This is a genomic window from Pseudomonas sp. BIOMIG1BAC (genome assembly GCF_001705995.2).
Taxonomy (GTDB): Bacteria; Pseudomonadota; Gammaproteobacteria; order Pseudomonadales; family Pseudomonadaceae; genus Aquipseudomonas; species Aquipseudomonas sessilinigenes.
The window spans coordinates 1897667-1919724 of the sequence record NZ_CP049045.1; the positions used below are offsets into that span (position 1 = coordinate 1897667).

Here is a 22058-nt window from a genome sequence, read left to right on the forward strand (position 1 = left end):
GAACCCACCCCCAATTACTACGGCATCCTGACTGGTTCGGCTTGAATCGAGGCGCGACATCAGGAAACACGTTCAACGGTCGGGGTTTTCGCCGCGGCTGAATCTGATAACACCTCTTCGATGTTCAGTTTTTCAAGCCGGGTCATACGGGCACTCGTGAACTCTTGGCCTACATGATAAAGCGGCCCCTCATTCGACAGGCTGGCCATGTTCAGAATGTATTCGCCTAAGACCAACAGAACGAGCGAGATCAGAAAAAACATGCCCGACTGTTGCAGCGAAAGGCTGATCCAGCCCGGTGCAACGTTGGTTTCTAAGATACCAACCGCGAGTACATAAACGCAGTACACCAAGTTGGCAATGGCGCCAAACAGAGAGAGAGAGGTAACCAAGCGCATAGGTGCACGCGTGGTCGAGACCAGCAAGCGCATGCCACGGTCGATGCTTTCACCCAATCGCTTGGGCCGAGATGTCAGTGGTGCGGAGCTGTAGTTCAGGTAAGCACGCGCGAATCCACCCGTTGCGGGAAGGTGCCTATAGGTCATCGCTGGCTGAGGGTGCTGCAGTATGAAATTGATCACCCGCTTACTTAGAATACGGTATTGCGGTGCTTCCTTGGCCAGATGAACACCATTGAAGCGATTGTAGAGGCCATGAAAAACGGCGTTGGCCCCACGATAAGCAAGGCTCTGCGCGGGCTTTTGCGCATTATTAGCAAACACCACATCAGCACCGCTGACTGCTTGATCGAGCATCTTTGGAATAAAGCTAATGTCATCGACCAGCGGATCGACAACGACAACAAAATCACCCAGCGCATTCTCCAATCCAACCCAGGAGGCAGTATCCGCATCTACCTCTTTGGTCAGGGCATAAATTTGTAAATTGGCCAGCCCGTTTTCAGCGGTTAACTGCTTCAACACTAAAATGCTGTCGTCATCCGAGGCGTTATCCACCACGATCAACTCATAATCACTAACGATGTTCGCAATGACAGCCGCGGCATCAGACAGGATATTTTCAATACTTGCTGACTGATTTCGCACCACAAACACGGCAGATAAAAAACAGGGAAAGGTGGGCATTTTTGTACTCTTAAATGGATTGCCTAAAGCAATGTCCTGTTAAACAAAAAATCCTAGCCATTTTGAGCTAAAAATTAGCCCCTCTTTGACGCAGGGCTTGGAGACCCAGCCTGCTTTACCCTACCTTGAAGAGGCTGAGAGTGGCCGCATTTCGAGCGTGGGCATTTTTATCTTCTGGATCGGTTGGAGCGGCGATTTTCGAAGGCACCCTAAGGGCCTACGCGGTGATTCGCTTCACATCGCCGCTCTTAAAAAGCCCATCATAATGGATAGGAGGCGTTTACGCCCTATGAGTAGCGTTTTGCGCTTGATCTTGTCCTCTGCAAGCATGAAATTCAACATCAATGGCGTTATGTACAATGTCGGGCTACACGATACCGGCTGCAACTGGAGTCCAATTGAGATAACTCACTCAAGCCCTGCTTGAGGGAAAAATCAGGGGGGAATTTAGAGGCGCTCTCGGCCACAAGGCATCTTGAGAGAACGACCAAAACGCCGTTTTTCTGGCCTTCAGCGGTCTACTGGGAAGCTAAAAGGGGTGGGTTCCCACCTCTGCGCCGTTGGTCAAAACAAAAGTCCCCGTGATCATCGATCGCGAGGGCTTTTTCGTTTTCGGACTTTTTGCAGCGGTCTCTTCAGTAGCTGAATCGGAATTTGACATATTTGATTTGTGATCACATATTGTCGGGCACAAGAATCACAATACAGGTGCGCCCCATGTCCGAAGGTCCAATCCCTCTTCCTACGCTGCGTCAGGTTTCGCGCGATACCTTGCAAGAGCAGGTATACCGGCAAATTCGCGAGGCCTTGATGAGCGGCCGTTTCCAGCCCGGCCAGAAGCTGACCATCCGCGGCCTGGCCGAAGCCTTGGGGTCCAGCCCGATGCCAGTACGAGAGGCGTTGCAGCGCCTGAGTGCGGAAAACGCCTTTGAAGTTACCGAGACCTCTCGCCTGCGGGTACGAATGATGACCGTAGAGCGTCTGCGGGAGATTCGTGATGCAAGGGTGGCGCTGGAAGGGCTGCTGGCGGAGAAGGCAGTGCAGCATTTGCAGCAGGGCGACATGCAGGAAATCGCCGAACTCTGTCGGCAGATGCGCAAGGCCGCCGACGAAGTGGATGTTTCCCGCTACCTATGGACCAACTTCGCCTTCCACCGGCGTATCTACGCCGTGGCTCGGGCCGAACTGACCATGGCTGCGGTGGAGAACTTCTGGCTGCACATGGGGCCTTGCTTCGCCCTGGTGGCCCCCGACAAGGCTCACCTGCAACGTTCCATGGAGGCCCACGACCGGATCGTCGCGGCCCTGGCGGCTGCTGATGCACCTGCTGCCCGGGCGGCGGTCACCGACGACATCATGCAGGCCGCCGACTCCCTGGGCCGTTTGCTGGCCAAGACATCCAAGGCGGTGGTCAAAGGAGGCCGGGCATGAGCATCCTGCAACGTTTGCAGCCTTATCCGGGCCTGCGGGTAATGATTTCCGGCGGTGCAGCGGGTATCGGCGAAGTGCTTGCCCGCGCCTATCTCGAAGCTGGGGCCGAGGTCCATGTATGCGATGTCAGCGAGGCGGCCCTGGCGGCGTTTCGCGACCGCCACCCCCAGGCCTTGGCCAGCCGGGCTGATGTCGGTGACCCGCAGCAGATCGAGGCATTGTTCCAACTGCAGGTCCAGCGCTTCGGCGGGCTGGATGTACTGGTCAACAACGCCGGTATCGCCGGGCCCACCGCGGGCATCGATGCGGTCAGCGATGCCGACTGGCAACGCACCATCGATATCAACCTCACCGCGCAATACCGTTTCGCCCACCATGCCGTGCCTTTGCTCAAGGCCTCGCAGAACGCTCATCTGTTGCATATCGCCTCGGTGGCCGGACGCCTGGGTTATGCCTGGCGCACCCCGTATGCGGCGACCAAGTGGGCGATCGTCGGGTTGATGAAGTCCCTGGCCGCCGAACTCGGGGCCAGCGATATCCGCGTCAATGCGCTATTGCCGGGGATCGTCGAAGGGCCGCGCATGGAGGCGGTGATCCAGGCCCGGGCTGAACAGACCGGCGTACCCATGGAGCAGATGCGCCAGGAGTACCTGGACAAGATCTCGCTCAAGCGCATGGTCAGCGCCGAGGACGTGGCGGCCATGGCCTTGTTCCTCTGTTCGCCGGCGGCCCGCAATGTCACTGGGCAGGCGATCAGCGTCGACGGCAACGTCGAGTACCTCTAACCGCCTCGGCGGCCAGCCCCGCCGAAGGACTCGGCGGCGGATTCCATCAGCGACACCCTGGGATTTTTTTCTTCAAGAATAAAAGTCGGAGCACCGTCATGCCTGGAAAAACCCCTGTCATCATCACCTGCGCCGTTACCGGTGCGATCCATACCCCCTCCATGTCCCCTTATCTGCCGATCACTGCCGGGCAGATCGCGAGCGAGGCCATCGCCGCGGCCGAGGCCGGAGCCGCCATCGTCCATCTGCATGCCCGTGACCCGGAGGATGGCCGGCCGAGCCAGGACCCCAGGCTATTTCGCCAGTTTCTGCCACAGATCAAGGCGGCCAGTGATGTGGTGATCAATCTCACCACGGGCGGTGCGCCGACCATGGGGGTCGAGGAGCGGCTACAGCCGGTTTTGGAGTTCAAGCCGGAACTGGCTTCGTTGAACATGGGCTCGATGAACTTCGGCCTGTACGAAATGCTCAGTCGCTATAGCGAGTTCAAGCACGACTGGGAGCAGCCCTACTTGGCGGAGAGCGACGATCGGATCTTCCGCAATACCTTTAGAGATATTGCCCACATCCTCGGGGCCTGCGCCGCGAATCGCACCCGCTTCGAAATCGAGTGCTACGACATCGGCCATCTCTATACCGCGGCACATTTCCTTGAGCGCGGGCTGCTCAAGACGCCGTTGTTCATCCAGTCGGTGTTCGGCTTGCGTGGCGGTATCGGTGGCCACCCCGAGGACCTGGCCCATATGCGCCGGACCGCCGACCGCCTGTTCGGCGATGCCTATCACTGGTCGATTCTCGGCGCCGGACGCAACCAGATCCCCCTGGGGACCATGGGCCTGGCCATGGGCAGCCATGTCCGGGTGGGCCTGGAGGACTCGCTCTGGGATGGCCCGGGCAAGCTGGCCGCCAGCAATGCCGACCAGGTGCGCCGTATCCGCACGGTCATCGAGGCCCTGGGTGGCCGCGTGGCGACTGCGGATGAGGCGCGGACCCTGCTCGGGCTCAAGGGGCGTGACCAGGTCGCGTTCTGAGTCGACGCTTGAGTGCCTGCACCGCGTAACGTCGGGCGCAGGCCATCCCGCATAACAATTACAAAGGGATATGCCCATGAGTACCGCTACCACCGCCGCTCCCCGGGACCAGCAGCAGTTGACCCGCTTGATGTTCCGCAAGCTCATGCCATTGTTGATCGCCGCCTATGTCCTGAGCTTTCTCGATCGCACCAACATCGCCCTGGCCAAGCACCAGCTGGATGTCGACCTGGGAATTTCCGCCGCGGCCTATGGCCTTGGCGCCGGATTGTTCTTCCTCACCTACGCGCTGTCCGAAGTGCCGAGCAACCTGATCATGCACCGGGTCGGCGCGCGTTTCTGGATCGCCCGAATCATGGCCACCTGGGGCTTGATCTCGGCTGCCATGGCCTTTGTCCAGGGCGAGACTTCCTTCTACGTGCTGCGCCTGTTGCTGGGGATCGCCGAGGCCGGGCTGTTCCCCGGGGTGATGCTGTACCTGACCTACTGGTTCGATCGCCAGCAGCGGGCCCGGGCCACCGGTTACTTCCTGCTGGGCGTGTGCCTGGCCAATATCATCGGTGGCCCGTTGGGCGCGGCGTTGATGAAGATGGATGGCTTGCTGGGCTGGCATGGCTGGCAATGGATGTTCCTGCTCGAAGGTTTGCCCGCGGTGTTCTTCGCCTGGGTGGTCTGGCGGCACCTGCCGGATCGTCCGGGCAAGGCCCGCTGGCTGAGCGCCGAAGAGGCCCGCGCCGTCGAGCAGCGCCTGGCCAGGGAAGCCGATGAAGGCGCAGGGCAGGGCGGGCATTCGTTCAGGCAGTGCTTCACCCCGCAGATCCTGCTGGCGATCTTTGTGTACTTCTGCCACCAGATCACCATCTATACCGTGATCTTTTTTCTCCCCGGCATCATCGGCAAGTACGGCAGCCTGAGCATCATGCATGTCGGCCTGTTGAACTCGCTGCCATGGATCGCGGCCGCCGTGGGGGCGCTGACCTTGCCCCGGCTGGCTACCAACCCTCGGCGCTCACGACACCTGCTGGTGATGGGCCTGTTGGTGATGGCCGCAGGAGTGCTTCTGGCCGCGGTGTCTGGCCCGGTATTGAGTCTGTTGGGGTTCTGCGTGGCGGCGCTGATGTTCTTTGTCGTGCAGTCGATCATCTTCCTGTACCCGGCCTCGCGACTCAAAGGCGCCGCCCTTGCCGGTGGCTTGGGCTTCGTGAACTGCTGCGGCCTGCTGGGTGGGTTTGTCGGGCCGTCGGTCATGGGCGCGATCGAAATGACCACCGGCGATGCCATGAACGGTCTGAAGGTGATCGCCCTGGTGCTGTTGCTGGCCGCATTGGTGGCGCTGCGTTTGCGCCAGGGGCAGGAAGATCGGCAGCCGTGTCATGGGGCAGTGGCCAGGTCGGCGAAGCAGCACTCGATATGAACTGGCCCGCCAGGTTCGGGGCCGGTGCGTGATGTCCGATTGAGTGCAGTGGCAACCGCAATGCCTTGGCTGGACGCCAACCCCCGGGCCTTTCTACACTGCACGGCATCTGGGGAATGGGGCATCGCCGATGAATCGCAATGAACTGCGCAAGGCTGACATCAACCTGATGGTGGTGTTCGAGGCGCTGATGCTGGAGCGCAACGTCACCCGGGTGGCGGAGAAACTGTTCCTCGGCCAGCCCACCATCAGTTCCGCGCTCAACCGATTGCGGGCGATGTTCAACGATCCGCTGTTCATTCGTGTCGGCCACCGGATGGAGCCTACCGCCCGTGCCGAGCAGCTGATCCAGCACCTGTCGCCCGCCCTGGATGCCCTGTCCTCGGCCTTGAGCCTGACCCATGATTTCGACCCCGCCAGCAGCACCATGACCTTTCGCATCGGCCTGTCCGACGATGTCGAGTTCGGCTTGCTGCCGCCCTTGCTGCGGGCCTTGCGCCAGGAAGCGCCGCAGGTGGTGGTCGTGGTCCAGCATGTGGACTACTGGCGGATTCCCGACTTGCTGGCCTCTGGCGATATCACGGTCGGCATCAGCCAGACCCGGGGCCTGCCGGCCAATGCCAAGCGCAAGTTGCTGCGACATATCCAACCCAGCGTGTTGCGCGCCGATGCCAGCGACACGCCGATGAGCCTCGATGAGTACTGCTCGCGGCCCCATGTGCTGGTGTCCCACACCGCCAATGTCGCCGGCTTCGCCGATGAGTGGCTGGCGGAAATCGGCCGTACGCGCCAGGTGGTGCTGTCGGTGCCGCAGTACAGTTCCCTGCCGGCCCTGCTGGCCGGTACCAAGCTGATCGCCAGCCTGCCGGACTACGCGGCCATGGCCATGGCGGCCTCGGGGCAATTGCATTGCGAGCCGTTCCCGTTCAAGACCCCGACCCTGGACCTGTCGATGGTCTGGCTCAGCCATGTCGACACCGATCCTGCCGAGCGCTGGCTGCGCTCGCGGCTGGAGGCATTCATGAGCGAACGAGCACCGCTGCCGCTCGCCACCTGAATGCCCCGCTGGTGATCGCTGCCCTGGCATTGTCGATGGCACCTGCTTTGCTCAGTGAAGCCCTTGTGCAAGTCCTAACCGCGGAGAATGTCCATGAGTCCAAACCGTTCCCTGTTGCGTGGCCGCGGCAGCCAAGACAGCGGCAAGGTGGGCATGGTCGAGCTGTTCTTCGACCTGGTGTTCGTGTTTGCCGTGACCCAGTTGTCCCATGCCTTGCTGGCGCACCTGTCCCTGGGCGGGGCGCTGCAGGTTGCCCTGCTGATGGTGGCGGTGTGGTGGGTATGGATCTTCACCTCATGGATCACCAACTGGCTGGACCCGGAAACCCTGCCGATCCGCCTCGGGCTATTCGTGCTGATGGTCGCGGGGCTGCTGTTGTCGTCCTCGATTCCCCACGCGTTTGGCGAGCGGGGCCTGCTGTTCGCCGGCGCCTATGTGTTCATGCAAGTGGGGCGTACCGCCTATTCGCTGTGGGCGGTACGGGGCGAGCCGCTGAACATGACCCGCAACTTCCAGCGGATTCTCCTGTGGTTGATGTTCTCCGGCGTGTTCTGGATCGCTGGTGGACTGCTGCAAGGGCCTGGCCGCCTGGTTTGCTGGGTGCTGGCACTGGGCATCGAAGTGTTGTCGCCGTCCGTGTATTTCTGGGTGCCGGGGCTGGGCCGCTCGACCCTGGATGACTGGAATATCGAAGGCAACCACATGGCCGAACGCTGTGCGTTGTTCGTGATCATCGCCCTGGGCGAGTCGTTGCTGGTCACCGGTGCCACCTTCGCCGAACTGGCTACCACGGCCCAGGGACTGCTGGGATTCGTGGTCGCCGTGCTGGGCAGCATCGCCATGTGGTGGGTGTATTTCGACAGCGGCGCCGAGCGTGCCCACCACCGCATCGCGCATTCCGCCGATCCAGGACGCCAGGCGCGGATCGCCTACACCTACATCCACTTGCTGATCATCGCCGGGATCATCGTCAGTGCGGTGGCCGACGAACTGGTGCTGGTCCATCCGGATCATGCCAGCCAGGCGGGGGTGCTGGTGATCGTCGCCGGGCCTTGGCTGTTCCTGCTGGGCTGTGCCTTGTTCAAGTGGGTGATGAACGACCGGCCGCTGCCACCGTTATCGCATCTGGCGGGGCTTGGGAGCCTGGCGCTGCTGTTGCCGTTCGCCTGGAACCAGGTGTTTTCCGCCTTGGCCCTGGGCAGCCTGACCAGCCTGGTGATGCTGGTGGTCGCAGCCTGGGAGACCCTGGTCCTGCGCGAGCGAGGCGCGGTGTAGCCATACGGCCAATGGAGGATTCATCCGGTCCGGGGCTTGTGTAGTATGTAGCGCCTTTTTCCCCTGACTGACTGGGAGCTCCACCATGCCGCACCTGCATATGGAATACACCGCCAACCTGCCTCAGCTGGACACCGACAAGGCGCTGCTGCGACTCAATCACGCGCTGGTGGCGTCCGGGCAGTTTTCCGATGAGTTCGACATCAAGAGCCGAGCGGTGAAAGTGGAGTCGTTCCGGGTCGGTACCGGTCTTGGCGAGCGGGCCTTTGTCCACGTCAAGCTGGCCCTGCTCAGTGGCCGTTCGCCGGAGATCAAGAAGCAACTGTCCGAAAGCCTGCTGGCCGTACTGCAGGATCTGGCCCCCTGGCCGGCCGAGTTGCAGGTCCAGCTGTGCGTGGAACTCCTGGATATCGATCGCGCTTCCTACACCAAGGCCGCCATCGGTCTCTGACGCTGCCAGGCGCCAGGCCCAGGCTCTCGGGGCGGGTATCCCGGGAGCCTAGAGCTGGCCTTGCTCGGCGCAGACCTTGACCACCTGCTCACGGAACCAGGTCTGCGCGCTGTCCTGATCGGTGTCCTGGCTCCACTGCATGTCCAGGGTAAATCCCGGCAGGCCGCTGGGCGCCTCGCAGTGATTGAACACCGCCTCATTGGCCAGCAGGGCCTGGATGCGTCGGGGCAGGGTGAGAATGAAATCGGTGCCGGTGATCATCTTCAAGGCTGCGCTGTAGCTATTGGAGCGGGCGACGATCTGGCGCTTCTGGGCCTGGCGCGCCAACCAGCCATCCACCATGTTGCTGTCCGAGGTCCAGGGCGTGGGAAACACATGCCGTCGTTCGATGAACGATTGCAGGCTGAAGCGTGGTTCCTCGGGCGGCGTCGCGCGCTTGTCGAACACGCACACCAGATCGTCCTCCAGCAGCATCTGTGACTTGAGATCGGCATGGCTGCGATGGAAGTTGGGGCCAAAGCAGATCACCAGGTCGAGGCTGCCATCGCGCAGCTCATCGGCCGGGATATCGGTTTCCAGCTTCTGTACGTTCACTGTCACCGGCAGGTCGGCGTAGTCGAAACCCTTGAGCAGGCGCGGCAGGATCAGCAGCTCGAAGTATTCCGGAGCGCAGAGGTTGAAGGTCACTGCCTGGCGGGTCGGATCGAAGGCCGCCACCCCGCTGTGGCAGAGATTGATGCTCTCCAGGATCTTCAGCACATGGCTGTACATGCTGGTGGCCTTGTAGGTCGGGCGCATGCCTGTGCGGGTGTTGACGAACAACTCGTCCTGGAAGCTGTTGCGCAGTTTCTTCAGGCAATAGCTGACGGTGGACTGGCTGACGCACAGGGTTTCCGAAACCCCGGTGACACTGCTTTGCTCGTACACCGCGATAAAGACCATGAGGTCTTGCATGTCGAGTTTTCTGAGCACATTGCTGATGAGCATCCGTTTCATCCCACTGGGCACCTGGCGCCGGTGGCGCGCAAACCGGATCGATGCTAGCGGAACGATCGTCCTAGTTAAATGCCCGGAGCCGGGATTCGCGGACAGCATCGGGACATTAATTTCCGATAACACGACCTGCACAGTTTCGCGCAAAAAAGCGCCCTGTGTCCCAGCCTGATTTCAGGCCGTTACCGCCTTGGGGCGGCTGCTGCGCACCAGGCCCAGCATACCCAGCGCAACCAGCAGGACGCCGAGCAGTTCCCCCGGGTGCGGTGCCTGGCCGAGCCACAGCCAATGGAACAGAGTCAGGAACAACGTGCTCAGGTACACATAGGAAATCACCGTCGAAGGGGCGATCACGCCAATGGCCCGGTGCAACAGCCAGAAGGTCGCCAGGGTCGCGAACATCGCCAGGTACAGCAGCCACAGCAGGTCGTTGCCAGTGAGCAGGCTGGCGCTGCGCCAACCACCGCTGGCCAGGCAGGCGACGAACAGGAACAAGGAGCCGAAAAGCATGTTCCAGAACGTCATCGCTGCCGGGCTGCGGCCCTGCAAGCTGCCCGCCTTGAAACGCTGGCTCAGGGGTGGATAGGCCGCCATGGCCAGGCAACCCAGGCCATAGACACCCATGGCGTACCACGACGGCAGTTGGTCCGGCGCACCGCCCTTGAGGATCAGCAGCAGCGCACCTGCGGCGGCGGTCAGCATTGGCAGCAACCGGCGCCGGCGACTGTCGCCGGGCAACAACCACCCTTCGAACAATAGGGTCAGCAACGGCACCAGGGTGTACAGGGTTCCGGTATTGACCGCCGAGGTGTGGCGCAGGGCCTCGAACAACGAGCCGAAGTACAGCGCCAGCAGCAGGCCGAGCGCGCCATGGGCCGCCAGCGCTGCCAGGGTCATCGAGGACAGGCCGCGGGACCACAGCAGGGGCACGAACAGCAAGGCTGAAAACAGCAGGCGCAGGGCCGTCAGCAGCACGGGATCGATGGCGCGGCTGACCTGGGCGGCAGCGAAGAAGGAGGCGGCGATCAAGGCCGCCCAGAGCAGCATGCCGAGGTTGGCCTGGGTGAAGTTCACAGGGTTCATGCAGGCCTCCCGGGCCGGGGTACAAGGCGGCTCAACGAATGTGCCTGGCGTAGTGCCGGGGATCGAAGCGCAGCACCATGAGGATCATCAGCAGCATCACCGCGGTCAGCGACCACCAGGCCCATTCGAAGCTGCCCAGCTGGTCGCGGATCATGCCTGCCAGCAGTGGTGACAGCCCGGCGATCAGGTAGCCGATGCCCTGCACGAAGGCTGTCAGGCCACCGGCGCGGCGCGGATCGCCCAGGTGATCCAGGGAGACGATCAGGCTCATCGGGAACAGCCCGCCGATACCCAGGCCCAGCAGGCAGGGCCAGAGCAGGCTCAGGTGTTGCGGGCTGAGGATCAGGCCGCAGAAGCCGGCGATGATCAGTGTCAGCAGGGCCACCAGCACCAGGCGGCGATCCTGGCTGCGGTTGGCGATGGCTGGGGTGATAAGGCCGGAGATCACCTCCATGGCGGTGAGAAACCCCAGTAGCAGGCCGGCATTCTGTTCGCTCCAGCCGTTCTCCACGTAATAAGGGGCAAGCCAGGCCAGTACGCAGGTATAGGAGGCGGTACCCAGGCCGAAGAACACCGCCAGCAGCCAGGCCCGGCGGTTGCTGGCGAACGATTCGCGCCCACCACGGGCGGCCGGCAGGCTGGGCAGGGAGCGACGCTGGGCATACCAGAACACCAGGGCCAACAAGGCCAGGGCCGCCCAGATCGCCAGGGCCAGGCGCCAGCTGCCGCTCTGGTTCATCACCAGGGGGGCGAAAGAAGCGGCGATGGCTGCGCCGCCCATGATCGAGGTGACATACAGGCCCATGAACAGCGAGACATTGTCAGCGAAGCGTGACTTGATCAGCGCCGGCATCAACGCCTGGATCAGGGCGATGCCGATCCCGGCCAGGACAGCGCTGAGGATCAGCTCTGCAGCCGAGTCCATGAACAACCGCGACACCGTGGCCAGGCCGATGATCAGCAGGGACAGGACCACGGTGCGGTGCTCGCCCAGGCGTTGGCTGATGCCCATGCCGAAGAACATCGCCAGGCCCATGGCCATGACCGGCAGCATGGTCAGCAACGAGGCCAGGCTGAAACTCAGGGGAATATCGCCACGAATGCCCGAGAGCAGCGGGCCGACAGCGGCCATCGACGGCCGCAGGTTGAGGGCCACCAGGACTACGCTGGCCATCAGCCAGAGTGCGGGGCGGGAGGTTGCACGAACGCTTTCCATAACCAGACCTTCAGTAAGCAGTGGGCTGATTAGGCGGTGCCGTGCGTGCCGGGGGCAAATCAGAAAGTTTGCCGCACTATTTAAAAATTAAATAAGACTTAAGCGGCAAGCGGCAAGCGGCAAGCGGCAAGCGGCAAGCTCCAAGCCGCAAGCATGTGCTTGAGGCTTGAGGCTTGAGGCTTGAGGCTTGCCGCTGCTCTTAGAACGGCTTGGTCGGCAGGTACTTGCCATCCAGGGTGATCACCGCGCGGGAGCCGCCTTCGGGGTCCTCGACCTTCTTGATGTCCAGCTTGAAGTTGATGGCGCTGATGATGCCGTCGCCGAACTGCTCGTGGACCAGGGCCTTGAGGGTCGAGCCGTAGACCTGAAGCATTTCATAGAAGCGGTACACGGTCGGGTCGGTGGGGATGCCGCCAGGAATGCTGCCGCGCGAGGGGATGCTTTGCAGCAGGCGGCTGGCGTCCTGGTCCAGGCCCAGTTTGTCGCACACCAGGTCGGCTGCGGCGGCCGGCAGGGCGTGCTGGCCCAGCAGGGCGGCGGTGACGAAGGCCAGGCTCAGCCCGGTGCCGTCGGTGAGGTCCTGCCAGGACAGGTTCTTGCGCGCCTTGGCGTCGATGATGGTGTCGGCCAGGGCCAGGCGTGGGGCTTGGGCGAATTGGGATTGCAGCATGGGTGGATTCCTCTTGGGTGAGTGAAGGTTGCTGCTCAGGCAGCGGTCGAAGGGCGGCTGGCCAGGGCACAGGTATACGGGTGCTCGGCCAGGGACACGAAGCGCCGGGCAGGGCCGTCGAGGGCGGCGATGGCGCCGCTCTCGATGTCGTAGACCCAGCCATGCAGGTTCAGCCGGCCCTGCTCCAGGGCCAGGGCCACCGAGGGGTGCGTCTTCAGGTTAGCCAACTGGGCGATGACGTTGTCCCGGACCAGGGCGTCCAGGTGTTCGGCGGGCGAGGCATGGTGCCGCGCGGCGTTGATCACTCGGGCCGATTCGGCATGGCGCAGCCAGTTGGCCACGGCAGGCAGGTGGTCCAGGCACTTGCAGGTGGAAAGGGCGGTCATGGCGCCGCAGTCGGAGTGGCCGCAGATGACGATGTCGCTCACCCCCAGTACCGCCACCGCGTATTCCACCGTGGCCGATACGCCGCCGGGCTCGGGGCCGTAGCTGGGCACGATGTTGCCAGCGTTGCGGATCACGAACAGGTCGCCAGGCTCTTGCTGGGTCAACAGTTCCGGCACCACCCGGCTGTCGGAGCACGTGACGAACAGCGTGCCGGGGCTCTGGGCGCTGGCCAGTTGCTTGAACAGTTCGCTGCGCTGGGGGAAGGCTTCGCGCTGGAACTTGAGGAAGCCGTCGATGATGTGCTGCATGGGAGTCTCCTTGCGTCGCTGATGGGGCAAGGATGGGCGGTTGCAGCTATAGCGTCCAAGACCGGTTTATTATGCTTTCCATAAGTCATGCCTATAGTTGGGACTGCCATGCTCTTGCGTCATATCCGTTACCTGCTGGCCGTGGCCGAGCACTGCAACTTCACCCGCGCCGCCGAGGCGCTGCACGTGTCGCAGCCGACCCTGTCGCAGCAGATCAAGCAGTTGGAGGAGTCCCTGGGGGCGCCGTTGTTCGATCGGTCCGGGCGCAGCGTGCGCCTGACCGATGCCGGCCAGGCCTATGTCGCCTATGCCCGGCGTGCCCTGCAGGACCTGGAAGCCGCGCGGCGGGCGATGCACGACGTGCAGGACCTGAGCCGGGGCTCATTGCGCCTGGCCCTGACCCCGACCTTCACCGCCTACCTGGCCGGGCCCTTGCTCAGCCGGTTCAACCAGCGCTATCCGGGCATCCGCCTGAGCATCGAGGAAATGACCCAGGATCGCCTGGAGGCGGCCCTGGCTGAAGATCGCCTGGACCTGGGCATTGCCTTCGCCGGCGAGCACCTGGCGGAGATCGAGCCCCAGGATCTGTTCAGCGAGACCCTGAGCCTGGTGGTCGGCCCGCAGTACCAGGCCCGGGAGCAAGAGCCGCTGGATGCCGAGGCGCTGGGGCGTCAATCGCTGGCGTTGCTCAGTGGCGACTTCGCCACCCGCCGCCATATCGACCTGTATTGCCGCCAGCAGGGCATTGCGCCATGCATCGCCATCGAGGCCAATTCGGTGAGTGCGCTGGTGGAGATCGTGCGTCGCGGGCAGCTGGTGACGTTGTTGCCCAGTGCCATTGCCCGGGAGCAGCCGGGCTTGCGCGCACTGGCCCTGGCCTCACCCCTGGCGCCGCGCAGCGTGGTGTTGCTGGGGCGCCGGGGCGCCTATCGCAGCGCGGCTTGCCAGGCTTTCCGGCAGTTACTGGAGCAGGATTACGGCGCCGCCAACCACTGATTGACCACCTGGTCGTAGGCGCCGGTGGCCTTGCTCAGGTGTAGCCACTGGTCGACGTAGCTCTTCCAGGCCACATCGTCCCGGGGCAGGAGGAAGGCCTTCTCGCTGTACTGCAGGGCATGCTCGGGGTTGACCGCGCACAGTCCCGGCTTGCGTCGTTGCTGGAAGCGCGCCTCCGAGGCATCGGTGATCATCACGTCGGCCTTGTGGCTGAGCAACTGGTCGAAGATCTTCACGTTGTCGGCGAACAGCGTCAGGTCGGCGTTGGGCAAGCGGGTGCGGGCGAAGACTTCGTTGGTGCCTCCCGGCGGTTCGATCAGGCGTACCGAAGGCTGGTTGATCTGCTCCACGCTCTGGTAGAGCTTGAGGTCCTGGCAGCGCACCAGGGGAATCTTGCCATCGACGCCCAGGGGCTGGCTGAAGAAGGCCTTTTTCTGACGCTCCAGGGACACCGAGATCCCGCCCACGGCGATATCGCATTGCTGGCTCTGGAAGTCCGCCATCAGGCTCTTCCAGGTGGTGTTGACCCACTTCACCCTGACTCCGAGGCTCTGGGCCAGGGATTCGGCCATTGCAATGTCGATGCCCTCGTAGTGCCCGTCATCGCGCAGGTAGCTGTAGGGCTTGTAGTCGCCGGTGGTGCAGACCGTCAGGTGGCCGCGTTCGAGCACCTGGTCCAGGTGCGAGGTCGACTCCTGGGCAAGGGCAAGGGCGGGGGCCGCGAGGCCGAACAGGGTACTGAGCAGAAGGCGTGGGAGCATCGAGTCGTTCCTTGAATGGCGGCTGGGCATAGTGCAGGAGCCTTGTCGGGGCGGGCAAGGGCCTGGATATTGCCGCGCGGCCGTGGCCAATGGCGGCTTGACCGGCTTTCGACCTTTTTTTCACGTATGGCTGGTTAACCTGTGGCCCCTGGATTCCAACAAGAGTTTGCCAGTCATGTCGTCCCACCCCCCACCGTCCATAGAGCTGGAGTTCGCTCGGCGCTACGACCAGGAGCATGCGCGCGTCTGCCGTGAGCCCCGGCCTGCCGGGGTGGGCACGCGCCTGGCGCTCTGGCGTACGACGCGGCTGGTGCGCCATGCCTTGAGCGTGGCTGGCGAGCCTGGGTTGATCCTGGATGTGGCGTGTGGGGCTGGGCGTTATTGGCCGGTGCTGGCCGAGCATGGCAACCGGGTGATCCTGGCGGCGGACCCTTCCGAGGAAATGCTGAGCCACGCCCAGACTCATCATCCGGTCAGCCTGATGAAGCGGATCAAGACCTTCCATAGCTCGGCGTTCGATATCGGCCTGTCGGCCAACGCGGTGGACAGCATCATCTGCATGCAGTTGTTCGCCCATGTCACCCATGGCGAGGACCGCCTGGCCCTGTTGCGCGAGTTCCACCGGGTCAGTCGTGACTCGGTGATCGTCGCGACCCGGGTCGAGTACTTCTTCCAGTCGTGGCAGCGTGCGACCACGGCTGCCGGTGCTCTGCCCCTGGTGAGCAAGGTGCAGCTGGAGGCCGAGTTCGCCGAAGCCGGATTCGACGTCCTCAGCCACCATGACCTGTTTCCCGGATGCGCCCCTTCACGGATCTACGTGTTGAGTAAACAGGGCTAGTCCAGGCTCCCGGACTATTCTTGTTTTTCGTCCCGGGGTTTCTCGCAGGCTCTTATCGGACCAATGCTCGGAAATGGCCGGGGCGATATATACTGCGCGCCATTCTTCAAGGGAGAGCCGTGTGGCCATCGATATACACTGGATTCGCGACAACGATAGCCTCGGTCAGTTTTGCGCCGAATGGCAGCACCTGCCCTTCGTCGCCCTCGACACCGAATTCATGCGGGTCGACACTTTCTATCCCATCGCCGGCCTGTTGCAGGTGGGTGATGGGCAGCGCGCCTACCTGATTGACCCTTTGACCATCGACAACTGGCAACCCTTGGCCGAGCTGCTGGAGAACCCGGCAGTGGTCAAGGTGGTGCACGCCTGCAGCGAGGATCTCGAAGTCCTGCTGCGCCTGACAGGGAGCCTGCCAGCGCCGTTGTTCGATACGCAACTGGCGGCGGCTTACCTGAACCTGGGGTTCTCCATGGGTTATTCGCGCCTGGTGCAGGAAGTCCTGGGCATCGAGTTGCCCAAGGGCGAGACCCGCTCCGACTGGCTGCAACGCCCGCTCTCGGAAACCCAGGTCAGCTATGCCGCCGAAGATGCCGTGCACCTGGCCCAGGTGTTCGGCCAGTTGCGTGCCAAGCTGTCCGACGACAAGTACCGCTGGGTGCTTGAGGATGGTGCCGAGCTGGTGGCCAACCTGCGTCGCGAAGTGGACCCCAACGAGGTTTACCGCGATGCCAAGCTGGCCTGGAAACTGTCCCGTGCCCAGCTGGCGGTACTGCGCGAGCTGTGTGCCTGGCGCGAGCGTGAGGCGCGAGCCCGCGACTTGCCGCGCAATCGAATCGTTCGTGAACATGCGCTCTGGCCCCTGGCCAGGACCCAGCCCGATACCTTGTCGGCGCTGGCCAAGATCGAAGACATGCACCCACGAACCGTACGCCAGGATGGCGAGTTCCTCCTGGACCTGATCAAGCGCACCGCCAAGCTCGGTCCGGAACAGTGGCCGCCGGCCCTGCCCGAGCCGTTGCCGATCGAAGCGTCGGCCCTGCTCAAGCGCCTGAAGGCGGTGGGCCAGGCCGAAGCGGAGCGCCTGGACATCGCGCCGGAACTGATGCTGCGCAAGAAAACCCTGGAAAGCCTGCTCAAGAGCGGCTTTCCCAATGGGCCTTACCAATTGCCTGATTCGCTGCGTGGCTGGCGCCGCGAATTGATGGGCCAGGCGCTGCTGGACAGCCTGGCCACTGCCGGAGAACAGCCTTGAAACATATCTGCTCCATCTACCGAAGCCCGCGCAAGAACGAGATGTACCTCTACGTGCTCAAGAGCGAAGCCCTGGAGCGCGTGCCGGAAACCCTGCTGGCGGCGTTCGGCAAGCCGCAGCATGCCTTCGACCTGGTGTTGACCCCGGAGCGCAAGCTGGCTCGGGAAGATATCCAGAAAGTGCTGGAGAATCTCGACAAGCAGGGTTATCACCTGCAGATGCCACCGGCCGAAGACGAGTACATCGAGCACCTGCCCGAAGAGTTGCTACGCCGCAATGATCCGGTCTGACTCCTGTTAGGCGCTCGGTCCCGGGCGCCCTTGCTGTGCACTTGACTGACCTGGCCACCCTGAACGATGGAGCGACACTCCATCGACGGTGGCCTGCACCGTTTTTTAAGGTTTGAACCATGCGCGTTCTGATTGCCGAACACGACCACGCTATTTATGCCCGCCTGTTGCGTCAGGCGGCTGCGGACCTGGATGTTCTGACCAGTGGCGATTCCGCCGAATTGGCTCGCCTGGCAGTGGACTGCCCGGTATGGCTCGGCCAGCCGGACCTGTTGGCGACCCTGCTGCGCCAGGGGCACAAGCCCCAGTGGTTGCAATCGACATGGGCCGGCATCACGCCCTTGCTGGCCGATGGCCTGCCTCGCCACTATCGCCTGACCCGGGCGGTGGGGATCTTCGGCCAGGTGATGGCCGAGTACGTGCTGACCTACATCCTGGGCCACGAGCGCGAAGTGTTGGCGCGCCTGGTCAGCCAGGTGGAACGCAAGTGGGACAACCGCCTGGGCCAGAGCCTGGTAGGGCGCAAGGTCTTGATCGTCGGTACCGGTGATATCGGCCAGAGCGTGGCGCAATTCCTGGTGCCGTTCGGCGTCAAGCTCTATGGCATCGCCAGCCAGGCCCGTGAACAGGCGCCCTTTATCGAGGTCGCCGGCCTCAAGGACCTGGGACGGCTGGTGGGCGAGGTGGATTACGTGGTCAACCTGTTGCCCAACACGCCCAGCACCCACGACTTGTACGATGCGGCGCTGTTCAAGCAATTCAAGTCAACGGGCTTGTTCATCAATGTCGGACGTGGTGTGTCGGTGGTCGATGCGGACCTGGTGCAGGCCCTCAAGGACGGCCACCTGGCTGGCGCGGTGATCGATGTCTGTCGCCAGGAACCATTGCCACAGCGCCATCCGTTCTGGACTGCCTGGGGCCTGCTGCTGACGGGCCACAGCTCGGCACCGACCTCGCCGGAACTGATGGTGCAGCTGTTCGTGGAGAACCTGCGGGCCTACCAGTCCAAGCAGCCCCTGCGCGGCGAAGTGGATTTCGCCCGGGGCTACTAGGACGCCGAAGCGGCAAGCTGCAAGCTTGAGGTTTGCAGCTTGAGGCTTGTTTAGAGATTGAAGTCGCCTTCGGATACGGTTTCGCTCAGTGGGCGACGCGGGCTCGGTACTTCGCGGGCCTGCAGGTAGTCGGCCAGGGTCGACTTGTCGCCCAGCTTGCCCACTGCCACGGCAGCGTGCAGGGCATAGCCTTCGGGAATCTTCAGCTCCTTGCGGGTCAGCTCCTGGTCGAAGCCGGCCATGCCATGGGTGTGCCAACCGCTGAGGCTGGCTTGCAGTGCCAGGTGGCCCCAGGCCGAACCGGTGTCGAAGGTGTGCCACAGGGCCGGGGTTTCCTCGCTGGCGCCTGGGGCGGTGAAGGTGGTCTTGGACATCACGATCACCAGGGCCGAAGCGTGTTGCGCCCAGCCACGGTTGAATTCGTTGAGCAGGCCCAGGAAGCGCTCCCAGTTCGGCGTGTCGCGGCGGGCATAGAGAAAGCGCCACGGTTGCGAGTTGTAGGCCGAAGGTGCCCAGCGTGCGGCTTCGAAGAAGCTCAGCAGGGTTTCCTCAGGGATGGCTTCTGCGGTGAAGGCCCGTGGTGACCAGCGCTGGGTGAATTGCGGGTGGATGGTGTAGTCGGCAACGCGAGGATTGGCGCTCATGCAAAGACTCCAGACAACATTTGGGAAAGATGGAATAACCGGCAGGCGCAGTTAGCTGGGCGAAGGGGTTTTCCTGACCTTGCGGGATGCTCCGGGTGCCATGTGATTGGCATTTCATGGCACCCGGGCGGGGGTGGTCCGGGGAGCAAAGCTACTGTGCCCCCTGGCAGCTGGCAAGCCCCGGGTTACCAGTAGTCGCCAGTGCTTGGCCCGCCGGGCCTTCGGCACTAGACTGGCGGCCTTTTCACCCTTGGAAACTGATTCTCGAACCATGGCCGCCAAAGTCGAACCATTCTGGATACGCAAGACCCTCGAACAACTCGACCAGGAGGAATGGGAGTCGTTGTGCGATGGCTGCGGCCTGTGTTGCCTGCAAAAGCTCGAGGACGAGGACGACAACAGCGTCTATTACACCCGTATCGCCTGCAAGCTGCTGGACCTGAAGACCTGCCAGTGCAGTGACTACGCCAACCGTCGCGAGTCGGTGCCCGACTGCATCCAGCTCACGCCGGGCAAGGCCGATGAATTCAAGTGGCTGCCACCCACTTGCGGTTACCGTCTGGTGAGCGAAGGCAAGGACCTGCCGCTCTGGCACCACCTGGTGTGCGGCGATCGCGATGCAGTGCACCATGAGCGCATTTCCCAGTCCGGACGCATGCTGGCCGAAGGTAGCGTGGCGGAAGAAGACTGGGAGGATCACCTGATTTTTCGCGCAGGCTGAGGCATCGCCGCGCTGACCTCGAGCCCAGGGCGGGCTCTCAAGCAAGGAGTGTGTATGAGGGGGAGGGCGAAGCTGGCGCTGGCCATGGCGCTGCTGGCGTTGAATGCATCGGCCTGGGCCGCGCAGAAAGTCGATCTGGATTACCACGTGCGTTTCCTGCCCCAGAGCGACCAGGCCGAAGTACGCCTGACCCTGGCTGAAGGGTCGGCGCTGCGCAGCCTGGATTTTGACCTGGGCCAGAGTGGTGACTACAGCGACTTCAAGGCCGATGGCCAATGGCAGGCTGCGCCGGCCGAGACCGGCGAGCAGCGCGGTATCTGGCGCCCGGCCAGCGGCAAGGCCAGCCTGAGCTACCGGGTACGCTTGAGCCATAGCCCGAAGAAGGGCAGCTACGACAGCCGCAGCAATGCCAACTGGGCCTTGGTGCGCGGTGAGACGCTGGTGCCGCCGGCCCGGCTCGATCAACAAGATGGCATCGAGCTGGTGGCACGCCTGGATTTCGAACTGCCCAGCGGCTGGAAGAGTGTCGAGACGGCATGGCCGCGGATCGGCAAGCAGCGCTTTCGCATCGATAACCCCTCGCGCCTGTTCGATCGTCCCCTCGGCTGGATGCTCGCCGGTAACCTGGGCAGCCGCCGCACGCGCCTGGGAAGCACCGAGGTCAGCGTGGTTTCGCCCCTGGGCCAGGGTATGCGCCGCATGGATATCCTGACGTTGCTCACTTTCGTCTGGCCCCAGGTGCAGGCGGTGTTTCCACGCCAGCCGGGCAAGCTGCTGATCGTCGGCGCCGCTGATCCCATGTGGCGCGGTAGCCTGGCCGGTCGCGATTCGTTGTACCTGCACAGCCGCCTGCCGTTGATCGGCGAGAACGGCAGCAGCCCGCTGTTGCGGGAGTTGGTGCAATCCCTGGCCCGTATCAACGACAGCCAGCACAGCGACTGGATCAGCGAAGGGCTGGCCCAGTACTACGCCATCGAGTTGTTGCGCCGGGCCGGAGGGATCAGCGATGAGCGCTATCAGGTGCTGCAAAAGCGCCTGGCCCGGGACGGCCACAAGGTCAGCAGCCTGCGCGGCGAGCAGGTGGATAGCGCAACGGTGGCCAGGGCGGTGCTGTTGCTACAGGAGCTGGATCGGGAGATACGCCTGAAAACCCGCAACAAGCGCTCACTGGACGATGTGCTGCAAGCGGCGATGCGCCTGGAAAGCGTCAGTACCGCCGAGTTCATCCAGTTGAGCGAAAGCGTGCTGGGGGAATCATCCAGGGTCCTGGACAGCCCGTTGCTACGTTGACCCGGGGCTCAGTCCTGGGGGCCGGGGAGGTTGGTATCCTCGGCGGTAGTCTTTGGACGACGTCCGGCGGCATCGGCAGTGGCCTTCAGGTTGCGTAGCTCCGCCGAGGCCTGTTCGATCTTCGTCCTTACGTGGTGCATGTCCCGGCGGCTCTTTTCCAGCAGGCTCTTGGCCGAACTGTGGCCCGTGATGCCTCGGGCCAGGGCCACACCGCCGAGCGCCACCTGTACCAGGCCGAACACACCGCCGCGGCGCAGGCCCTTGCCCACCATCACCACGCCACCGGCCAGCGAGCCGATGCGCTCCCAACCCTGGACGTTCTGCTGCGAAGGGCTCTGGAACGGGGTCGACTCTATCGTCTGCAACTGTTTGCGCTCGCTCATGATCTGTCTCCTGGGGCGGTGAGTGATATAGGGCTGACTGCGAGGAGCCCCTGGCGGTTCCCGGGCATCGAGCGGTGATGCTTCAGAACTTGGGACCGGAGCGGGTGTTGTTGCCCTTGGCCAGGCGGTCGTAGAGCACCACGTTGACCGTGGCCGCCAAATTCATGCAGCCGTTGGTGGGGATGTAGATCACGTCTTCGCACCAGTCGCGGATTTCCTTGTCGAGGGAGCCGTCTTCCGGGCCGAAAATGTACAGGGCGCGATCGGGGTGGGTGTATTCGGGCAGTGGGCGGGCGCCTTCGACCAGCTCCACGGCAACGGGAATACAGCCTAAAGGGAGGATCTTCTTCAGGTCGTCGATGCCGATCAGCGGAATGTCCTGATGGACTTTCTTGGTGTCGGTGACGAAGTCGCGGGCACGCTCATAGCGCTTGCCGGTGTAGAACACCGAGGCGACGCCATAGCAGCCAGCGGCGCGCATCACCGAACCGACGTTCTCCGGTGACTTGGGGTTATACAAACCGATGCAGCTGTACCTTTTGTTTGCCACGAGCGAGGAGCCTTGGAGAAAAAAGCGCGATTATACGGCGATTGTTCCAAGGCCGGGGGCCGTTGTGGCCAGGGAGAGCCCTGGCCACATCC

24 protein-coding genes are annotated in these 22058 nt (G+C 63.0%); 14 read left to right on the forward strand and 10 right to left on the reverse strand.

Annotated features, from left to right (window positions below; translation table 11 throughout):
• Positions 1-59: 59 nt before the first annotated feature.
• On the reverse strand, positions 60-1085 hold the full coding sequence (locus tag ATY02_RS08850; protein WP_068586157.1) for a glycosyltransferase: 1026 nt from the start codon (positions 1083-1085) through the stop codon (positions 60-62).
• A 717-nt stretch (positions 1086-1802) separates the two neighbouring features.
• Between ATY02_RS08850 and ATY02_RS08855 the strand changes: the two genes are divergently transcribed.
• From ATY02_RS08855 to ATY02_RS08885, 7 genes are all read left to right on the forward strand, one after another.
• The gene (locus ATY02_RS08855; RefSeq protein ID WP_068586154.1) at positions 1803-2516 is read left to right on the forward strand and encodes a GntR family transcriptional regulator; all 714 of its coding nucleotides are present in this window, start codon (positions 1803-1805) and stop codon (positions 2514-2516) included.
• Positions 2513-3301 carry an SDR family oxidoreductase gene (locus ATY02_RS08860; protein WP_068586149.1) on the forward strand — a complete coding sequence of 263 codons (789 nt, stop codon included), beginning with the start codon at positions 2513-2515 and terminating at the stop codon, positions 3299-3301. The genes ATY02_RS08855 and ATY02_RS08860 overlap by 4 nt, the downstream gene beginning before the upstream one ends.
• 98 nt (positions 3302-3399) lie before the next feature.
• Positions 3400-4332 (forward strand): 3-keto-5-aminohexanoate cleavage protein, encoded by a 933-nt coding sequence (locus ATY02_RS08865; RefSeq protein ID WP_068586146.1) that lies wholly within the window; start codon positions 3400-3402, stop codon positions 4330-4332.
• A 76-nt stretch (positions 4333-4408) separates the two neighbouring features.
• Positions 4409-5746, forward strand: coding sequence for an MFS transporter (locus ATY02_RS08870; RefSeq protein ID WP_176719760.1), 1338 nt, complete (start codon positions 4409-4411; stop codon positions 5744-5746).
• A 130-nt stretch (positions 5747-5876) separates the two neighbouring features.
• Complete coding sequence (locus ATY02_RS08875) at positions 5877-6803, forward strand: LysR substrate-binding domain-containing protein (protein ID WP_068586141.1); 927 nt, start codon at positions 5877-5879, stop codon at positions 6801-6803.
• Between the two features lie 93 nt (positions 6804-6896).
• Positions 6897-8078, forward strand: coding sequence for a low temperature requirement protein A (locus ATY02_RS08880; protein WP_068586138.1), 1182 nt, complete (start codon positions 6897-6899; stop codon positions 8076-8078).
• Positions 8079-8163: 85 nt separating this feature from the next.
• The gene (locus ATY02_RS08885; RefSeq protein WP_068586135.1) at positions 8164-8529 is read left to right on the forward strand and encodes a 5-carboxymethyl-2-hydroxymuconate Delta-isomerase; all 366 of its coding nucleotides are present in this window, start codon (positions 8164-8166) and stop codon (positions 8527-8529) included.
• A 48-nt stretch (positions 8530-8577) separates the two neighbouring features.
• On the opposite strand, the gene ATY02_RS08890 is transcribed toward ATY02_RS08885, so the two are convergent.
• The 5 genes from ATY02_RS08890 to ATY02_RS08910 all read right to left on the reverse strand — a co-directional run bounded on the left by ATY02_RS08890 (position 8578) and on the right by ATY02_RS08910 (position 13186).
• The gene (locus ATY02_RS08890) at positions 8578-9516 is read right to left on the reverse strand and encodes a LysR family transcriptional regulator (RefSeq protein ID WP_068586165.1); all 939 of its coding nucleotides are present in this window, start codon (positions 9514-9516) and stop codon (positions 8578-8580) included.
• Positions 9517-9696: 180 nt separating this feature from the next.
• Positions 9697-10605 carry a DMT family transporter gene (locus tag ATY02_RS08895; protein WP_068586133.1) on the reverse strand — a complete coding sequence of 303 codons (909 nt, stop codon included), beginning with the start codon at positions 10603-10605 and terminating at the stop codon, positions 9697-9699.
• 31 nt (positions 10606-10636) lie between these two features.
• Positions 10637-11821 (reverse strand): cyanate transporter, encoded by a 1185-nt coding sequence (locus ATY02_RS08900; RefSeq protein ID WP_068586130.1) that lies wholly within the window; start codon positions 11819-11821, stop codon positions 10637-10639.
• Between the two features lie 199 nt (positions 11822-12020).
• A complete protein-coding gene (gene cynS, locus ATY02_RS08905) occupies positions 12021-12491 on the reverse strand; it encodes a cyanase (protein ID WP_068586127.1) in 471 nt (156 codons plus the stop codon).
• Between the two features lie 35 nt (positions 12492-12526).
• On the reverse strand, positions 12527-13186 hold the full coding sequence (locus tag ATY02_RS08910) for a carbonic anhydrase (RefSeq protein ID WP_068586124.1): 660 nt from the start codon (positions 13184-13186) through the stop codon (positions 12527-12529).
• Positions 13187-13294: 108 nt separating this feature from the next.
• On the opposite strand from ATY02_RS08910, the gene cynR reads away from it, so the two are divergent.
• Positions 13295-14182, forward strand: coding sequence for a transcriptional regulator CynR (gene cynR / locus ATY02_RS08915; RefSeq protein WP_068586121.1), 888 nt, complete (start codon positions 13295-13297; stop codon positions 14180-14182).
• Here cynR and ATY02_RS08920 read toward each other — a convergent pair.
• Positions 14161-14943, reverse strand: coding sequence for a transporter substrate-binding domain-containing protein (locus ATY02_RS08920; protein ID WP_068586118.1), 783 nt, complete (start codon positions 14941-14943; stop codon positions 14161-14163). The genes cynR and ATY02_RS08920 overlap by 22 nt on opposite strands.
• A 175-nt stretch (positions 14944-15118) precedes the next feature.
• On the opposite strand from ATY02_RS08920, the gene ATY02_RS08925 reads away from it, so the two are divergent.
• From ATY02_RS08925 to ATY02_RS08940, 4 genes are all read left to right on the forward strand, one after another.
• On the forward strand, positions 15119-15781 hold the full coding sequence (locus ATY02_RS08925; protein ID WP_068586164.1) for a class I SAM-dependent methyltransferase: 663 nt from the start codon (positions 15119-15121) through the stop codon (positions 15779-15781).
• A 121-nt stretch (positions 15782-15902) separates the two neighbouring features.
• Entirely contained in the window at positions 15903-17036 is a 1134-nt protein-coding gene (gene rnd, locus ATY02_RS08930) for a ribonuclease D (RefSeq protein ID WP_068586116.1), read from the forward strand.
• Complete coding sequence (locus tag ATY02_RS08935; RefSeq protein WP_068586113.1) at positions 17033-17326, forward strand: YcgL domain-containing protein; 294 nt, start codon at positions 17033-17035, stop codon at positions 17324-17326. The genes rnd and ATY02_RS08935 overlap by 4 nt, the downstream gene beginning before the upstream one ends.
• A 119-nt stretch (positions 17327-17445) precedes the next feature.
• On the forward strand, positions 17446-18378 hold the full coding sequence (locus ATY02_RS08940; RefSeq protein ID WP_068586110.1) for a D-2-hydroxyacid dehydrogenase: 933 nt from the start codon (positions 17446-17448) through the stop codon (positions 18376-18378).
• A gap of 50 nt (positions 18379-18428) precedes the next feature.
• On the opposite strand, the gene ATY02_RS08945 is transcribed toward ATY02_RS08940, so the two are convergent.
• Positions 18429-19022: a nitroreductase family protein gene (locus tag ATY02_RS08945; RefSeq protein WP_068586107.1), complete on the reverse strand. Its 594-nt coding sequence runs from the start codon at positions 19020-19022 to the stop codon at positions 18429-18431.
• A gap of 271 nt (positions 19023-19293) precedes the next feature.
• On the opposite strand from ATY02_RS08945, the gene ATY02_RS08950 reads away from it, so the two are divergent.
• Positions 19294-19743 (forward strand): YcgN family cysteine cluster protein, encoded by a 450-nt coding sequence (locus ATY02_RS08950; protein ID WP_068586105.1) that lies wholly within the window; start codon positions 19294-19296, stop codon positions 19741-19743.
• A gap of 54 nt (positions 19744-19797) precedes the next feature.
• Positions 19798-21033 carry a hypothetical protein gene (locus ATY02_RS08955; RefSeq protein WP_068586102.1) on the forward strand — a complete coding sequence of 412 codons (1236 nt, stop codon included), beginning with the start codon at positions 19798-19800 and terminating at the stop codon, positions 21031-21033.
• 8 nt (positions 21034-21041) lie between these two features.
• Here ATY02_RS08955 and ATY02_RS08960 read toward each other — a convergent pair whose 3' ends face one another.
• Together ATY02_RS08960 and ATY02_RS08965 are read right to left on the reverse strand one after the other, a co-directional pair.
• Positions 21042-21416, reverse strand: coding sequence for a DUF2892 domain-containing protein (locus ATY02_RS08960; protein ID WP_068586099.1), 375 nt, complete (start codon positions 21414-21416; stop codon positions 21042-21044).
• An 82-nt stretch (positions 21417-21498) separates the two neighbouring features.
• Positions 21499-21966, reverse strand: a complete 468-nt coding sequence (locus tag ATY02_RS08965; protein WP_031321120.1) for an RNA methyltransferase — start codon at positions 21964-21966, stop codon at positions 21499-21501.
• Positions 21967-22058: the final 92 nt, after the last annotated feature.

Coding starts and splice junctions, on each gene's coding strand:
- ATY02_RS08865 (WP_068586146.1), top strand. CDS start 3,400: ATGCCTGGAAAAACCCCTGTCATCATCACCTGCGCCGTTACCGGTGCG.
- ATY02_RS08955 (WP_068586102.1), top strand. CDS start 19,798: ATGAGGGGGAGGGCGAAGCTGGCGCTGGCCATGGCGCTGCTGGCGTTG.
- ATY02_RS08940 (WP_068586110.1), top strand. CDS start 17,446: ATGCGCGTTCTGATTGCCGAACACGACCACGCTATTTATGCCCGCCTG.
- ATY02_RS08850 (WP_068586157.1), bottom strand. CDS start 1,085: ATGCCCACCTTTCCCTGTTTTTTATCTGCCGTGTTTGTGGTGCGAAAT.
- ATY02_RS08890 (WP_068586165.1), bottom strand. CDS start 9,516: ATGCTCATCAGCAATGTGCTCAGAAAACTCGACATGCAAGACCTCATG.
- ATY02_RS08920 (WP_068586118.1), bottom strand. CDS start 14,943: ATGCTCCCACGCCTTCTGCTCAGTACCCTGTTCGGCCTCGCGGCCCCC.
- ATY02_RS08880 (WP_068586138.1), top strand. CDS start 6,897: ATGAGTCCAAACCGTTCCCTGTTGCGTGGCCGCGGCAGCCAAGACAGC.
- cynR (WP_068586121.1), top strand. CDS start 13,295: ATGCTCTTGCGTCATATCCGTTACCTGCTGGCCGTGGCCGAGCACTGC.
- ATY02_RS08870 (WP_176719760.1), top strand. CDS start 4,409: ATGAGTACCGCTACCACCGCCGCTCCCCGGGACCAGCAGCAGTTGACC.
- ATY02_RS08945 (WP_068586107.1), bottom strand. CDS start 19,022: ATGAGCGCCAATCCTCGCGTTGCCGACTACACCATCCACCCGCAATTC.
- ATY02_RS08860 (WP_068586149.1), top strand. CDS start 2,513: ATGAGCATCCTGCAACGTTTGCAGCCTTATCCGGGCCTGCGGGTAATG.
- ATY02_RS08900 (WP_068586130.1), bottom strand. CDS start 11,821: ATGGAAAGCGTTCGTGCAACCTCCCGCCCCGCACTCTGGCTGATGGCC.
- ATY02_RS08855 (WP_068586154.1), top strand. CDS start 1,803: ATGTCCGAAGGTCCAATCCCTCTTCCTACGCTGCGTCAGGTTTCGCGC.
- ATY02_RS08910 (WP_068586124.1), bottom strand. CDS start 13,186: ATGCAGCACATCATCGACGGCTTCCTCAAGTTCCAGCGCGAAGCCTTC.
- ATY02_RS08960 (WP_068586099.1), bottom strand. CDS start 21,416: ATGAGCGAGCGCAAACAGTTGCAGACGATAGAGTCGACCCCGTTCCAG.
- cynS (WP_068586127.1), bottom strand. CDS start 12,491: ATGCTGCAATCCCAATTCGCCCAAGCCCCACGCCTGGCCCTGGCCGAC.
- ATY02_RS08885 (WP_068586135.1), top strand. CDS start 8,164: ATGCCGCACCTGCATATGGAATACACCGCCAACCTGCCTCAGCTGGAC.
- ATY02_RS08875 (WP_068586141.1), top strand. CDS start 5,877: ATGAATCGCAATGAACTGCGCAAGGCTGACATCAACCTGATGGTGGTG.
- ATY02_RS08925 (WP_068586164.1), top strand. CDS start 15,119: ATGTCGTCCCACCCCCCACCGTCCATAGAGCTGGAGTTCGCTCGGCGC.
- ATY02_RS08950 (WP_068586105.1), top strand. CDS start 19,294: ATGGCCGCCAAAGTCGAACCATTCTGGATACGCAAGACCCTCGAACAA.
- ATY02_RS08895 (WP_068586133.1), bottom strand. CDS start 10,605: ATGAACCCTGTGAACTTCACCCAGGCCAACCTCGGCATGCTGCTCTGG.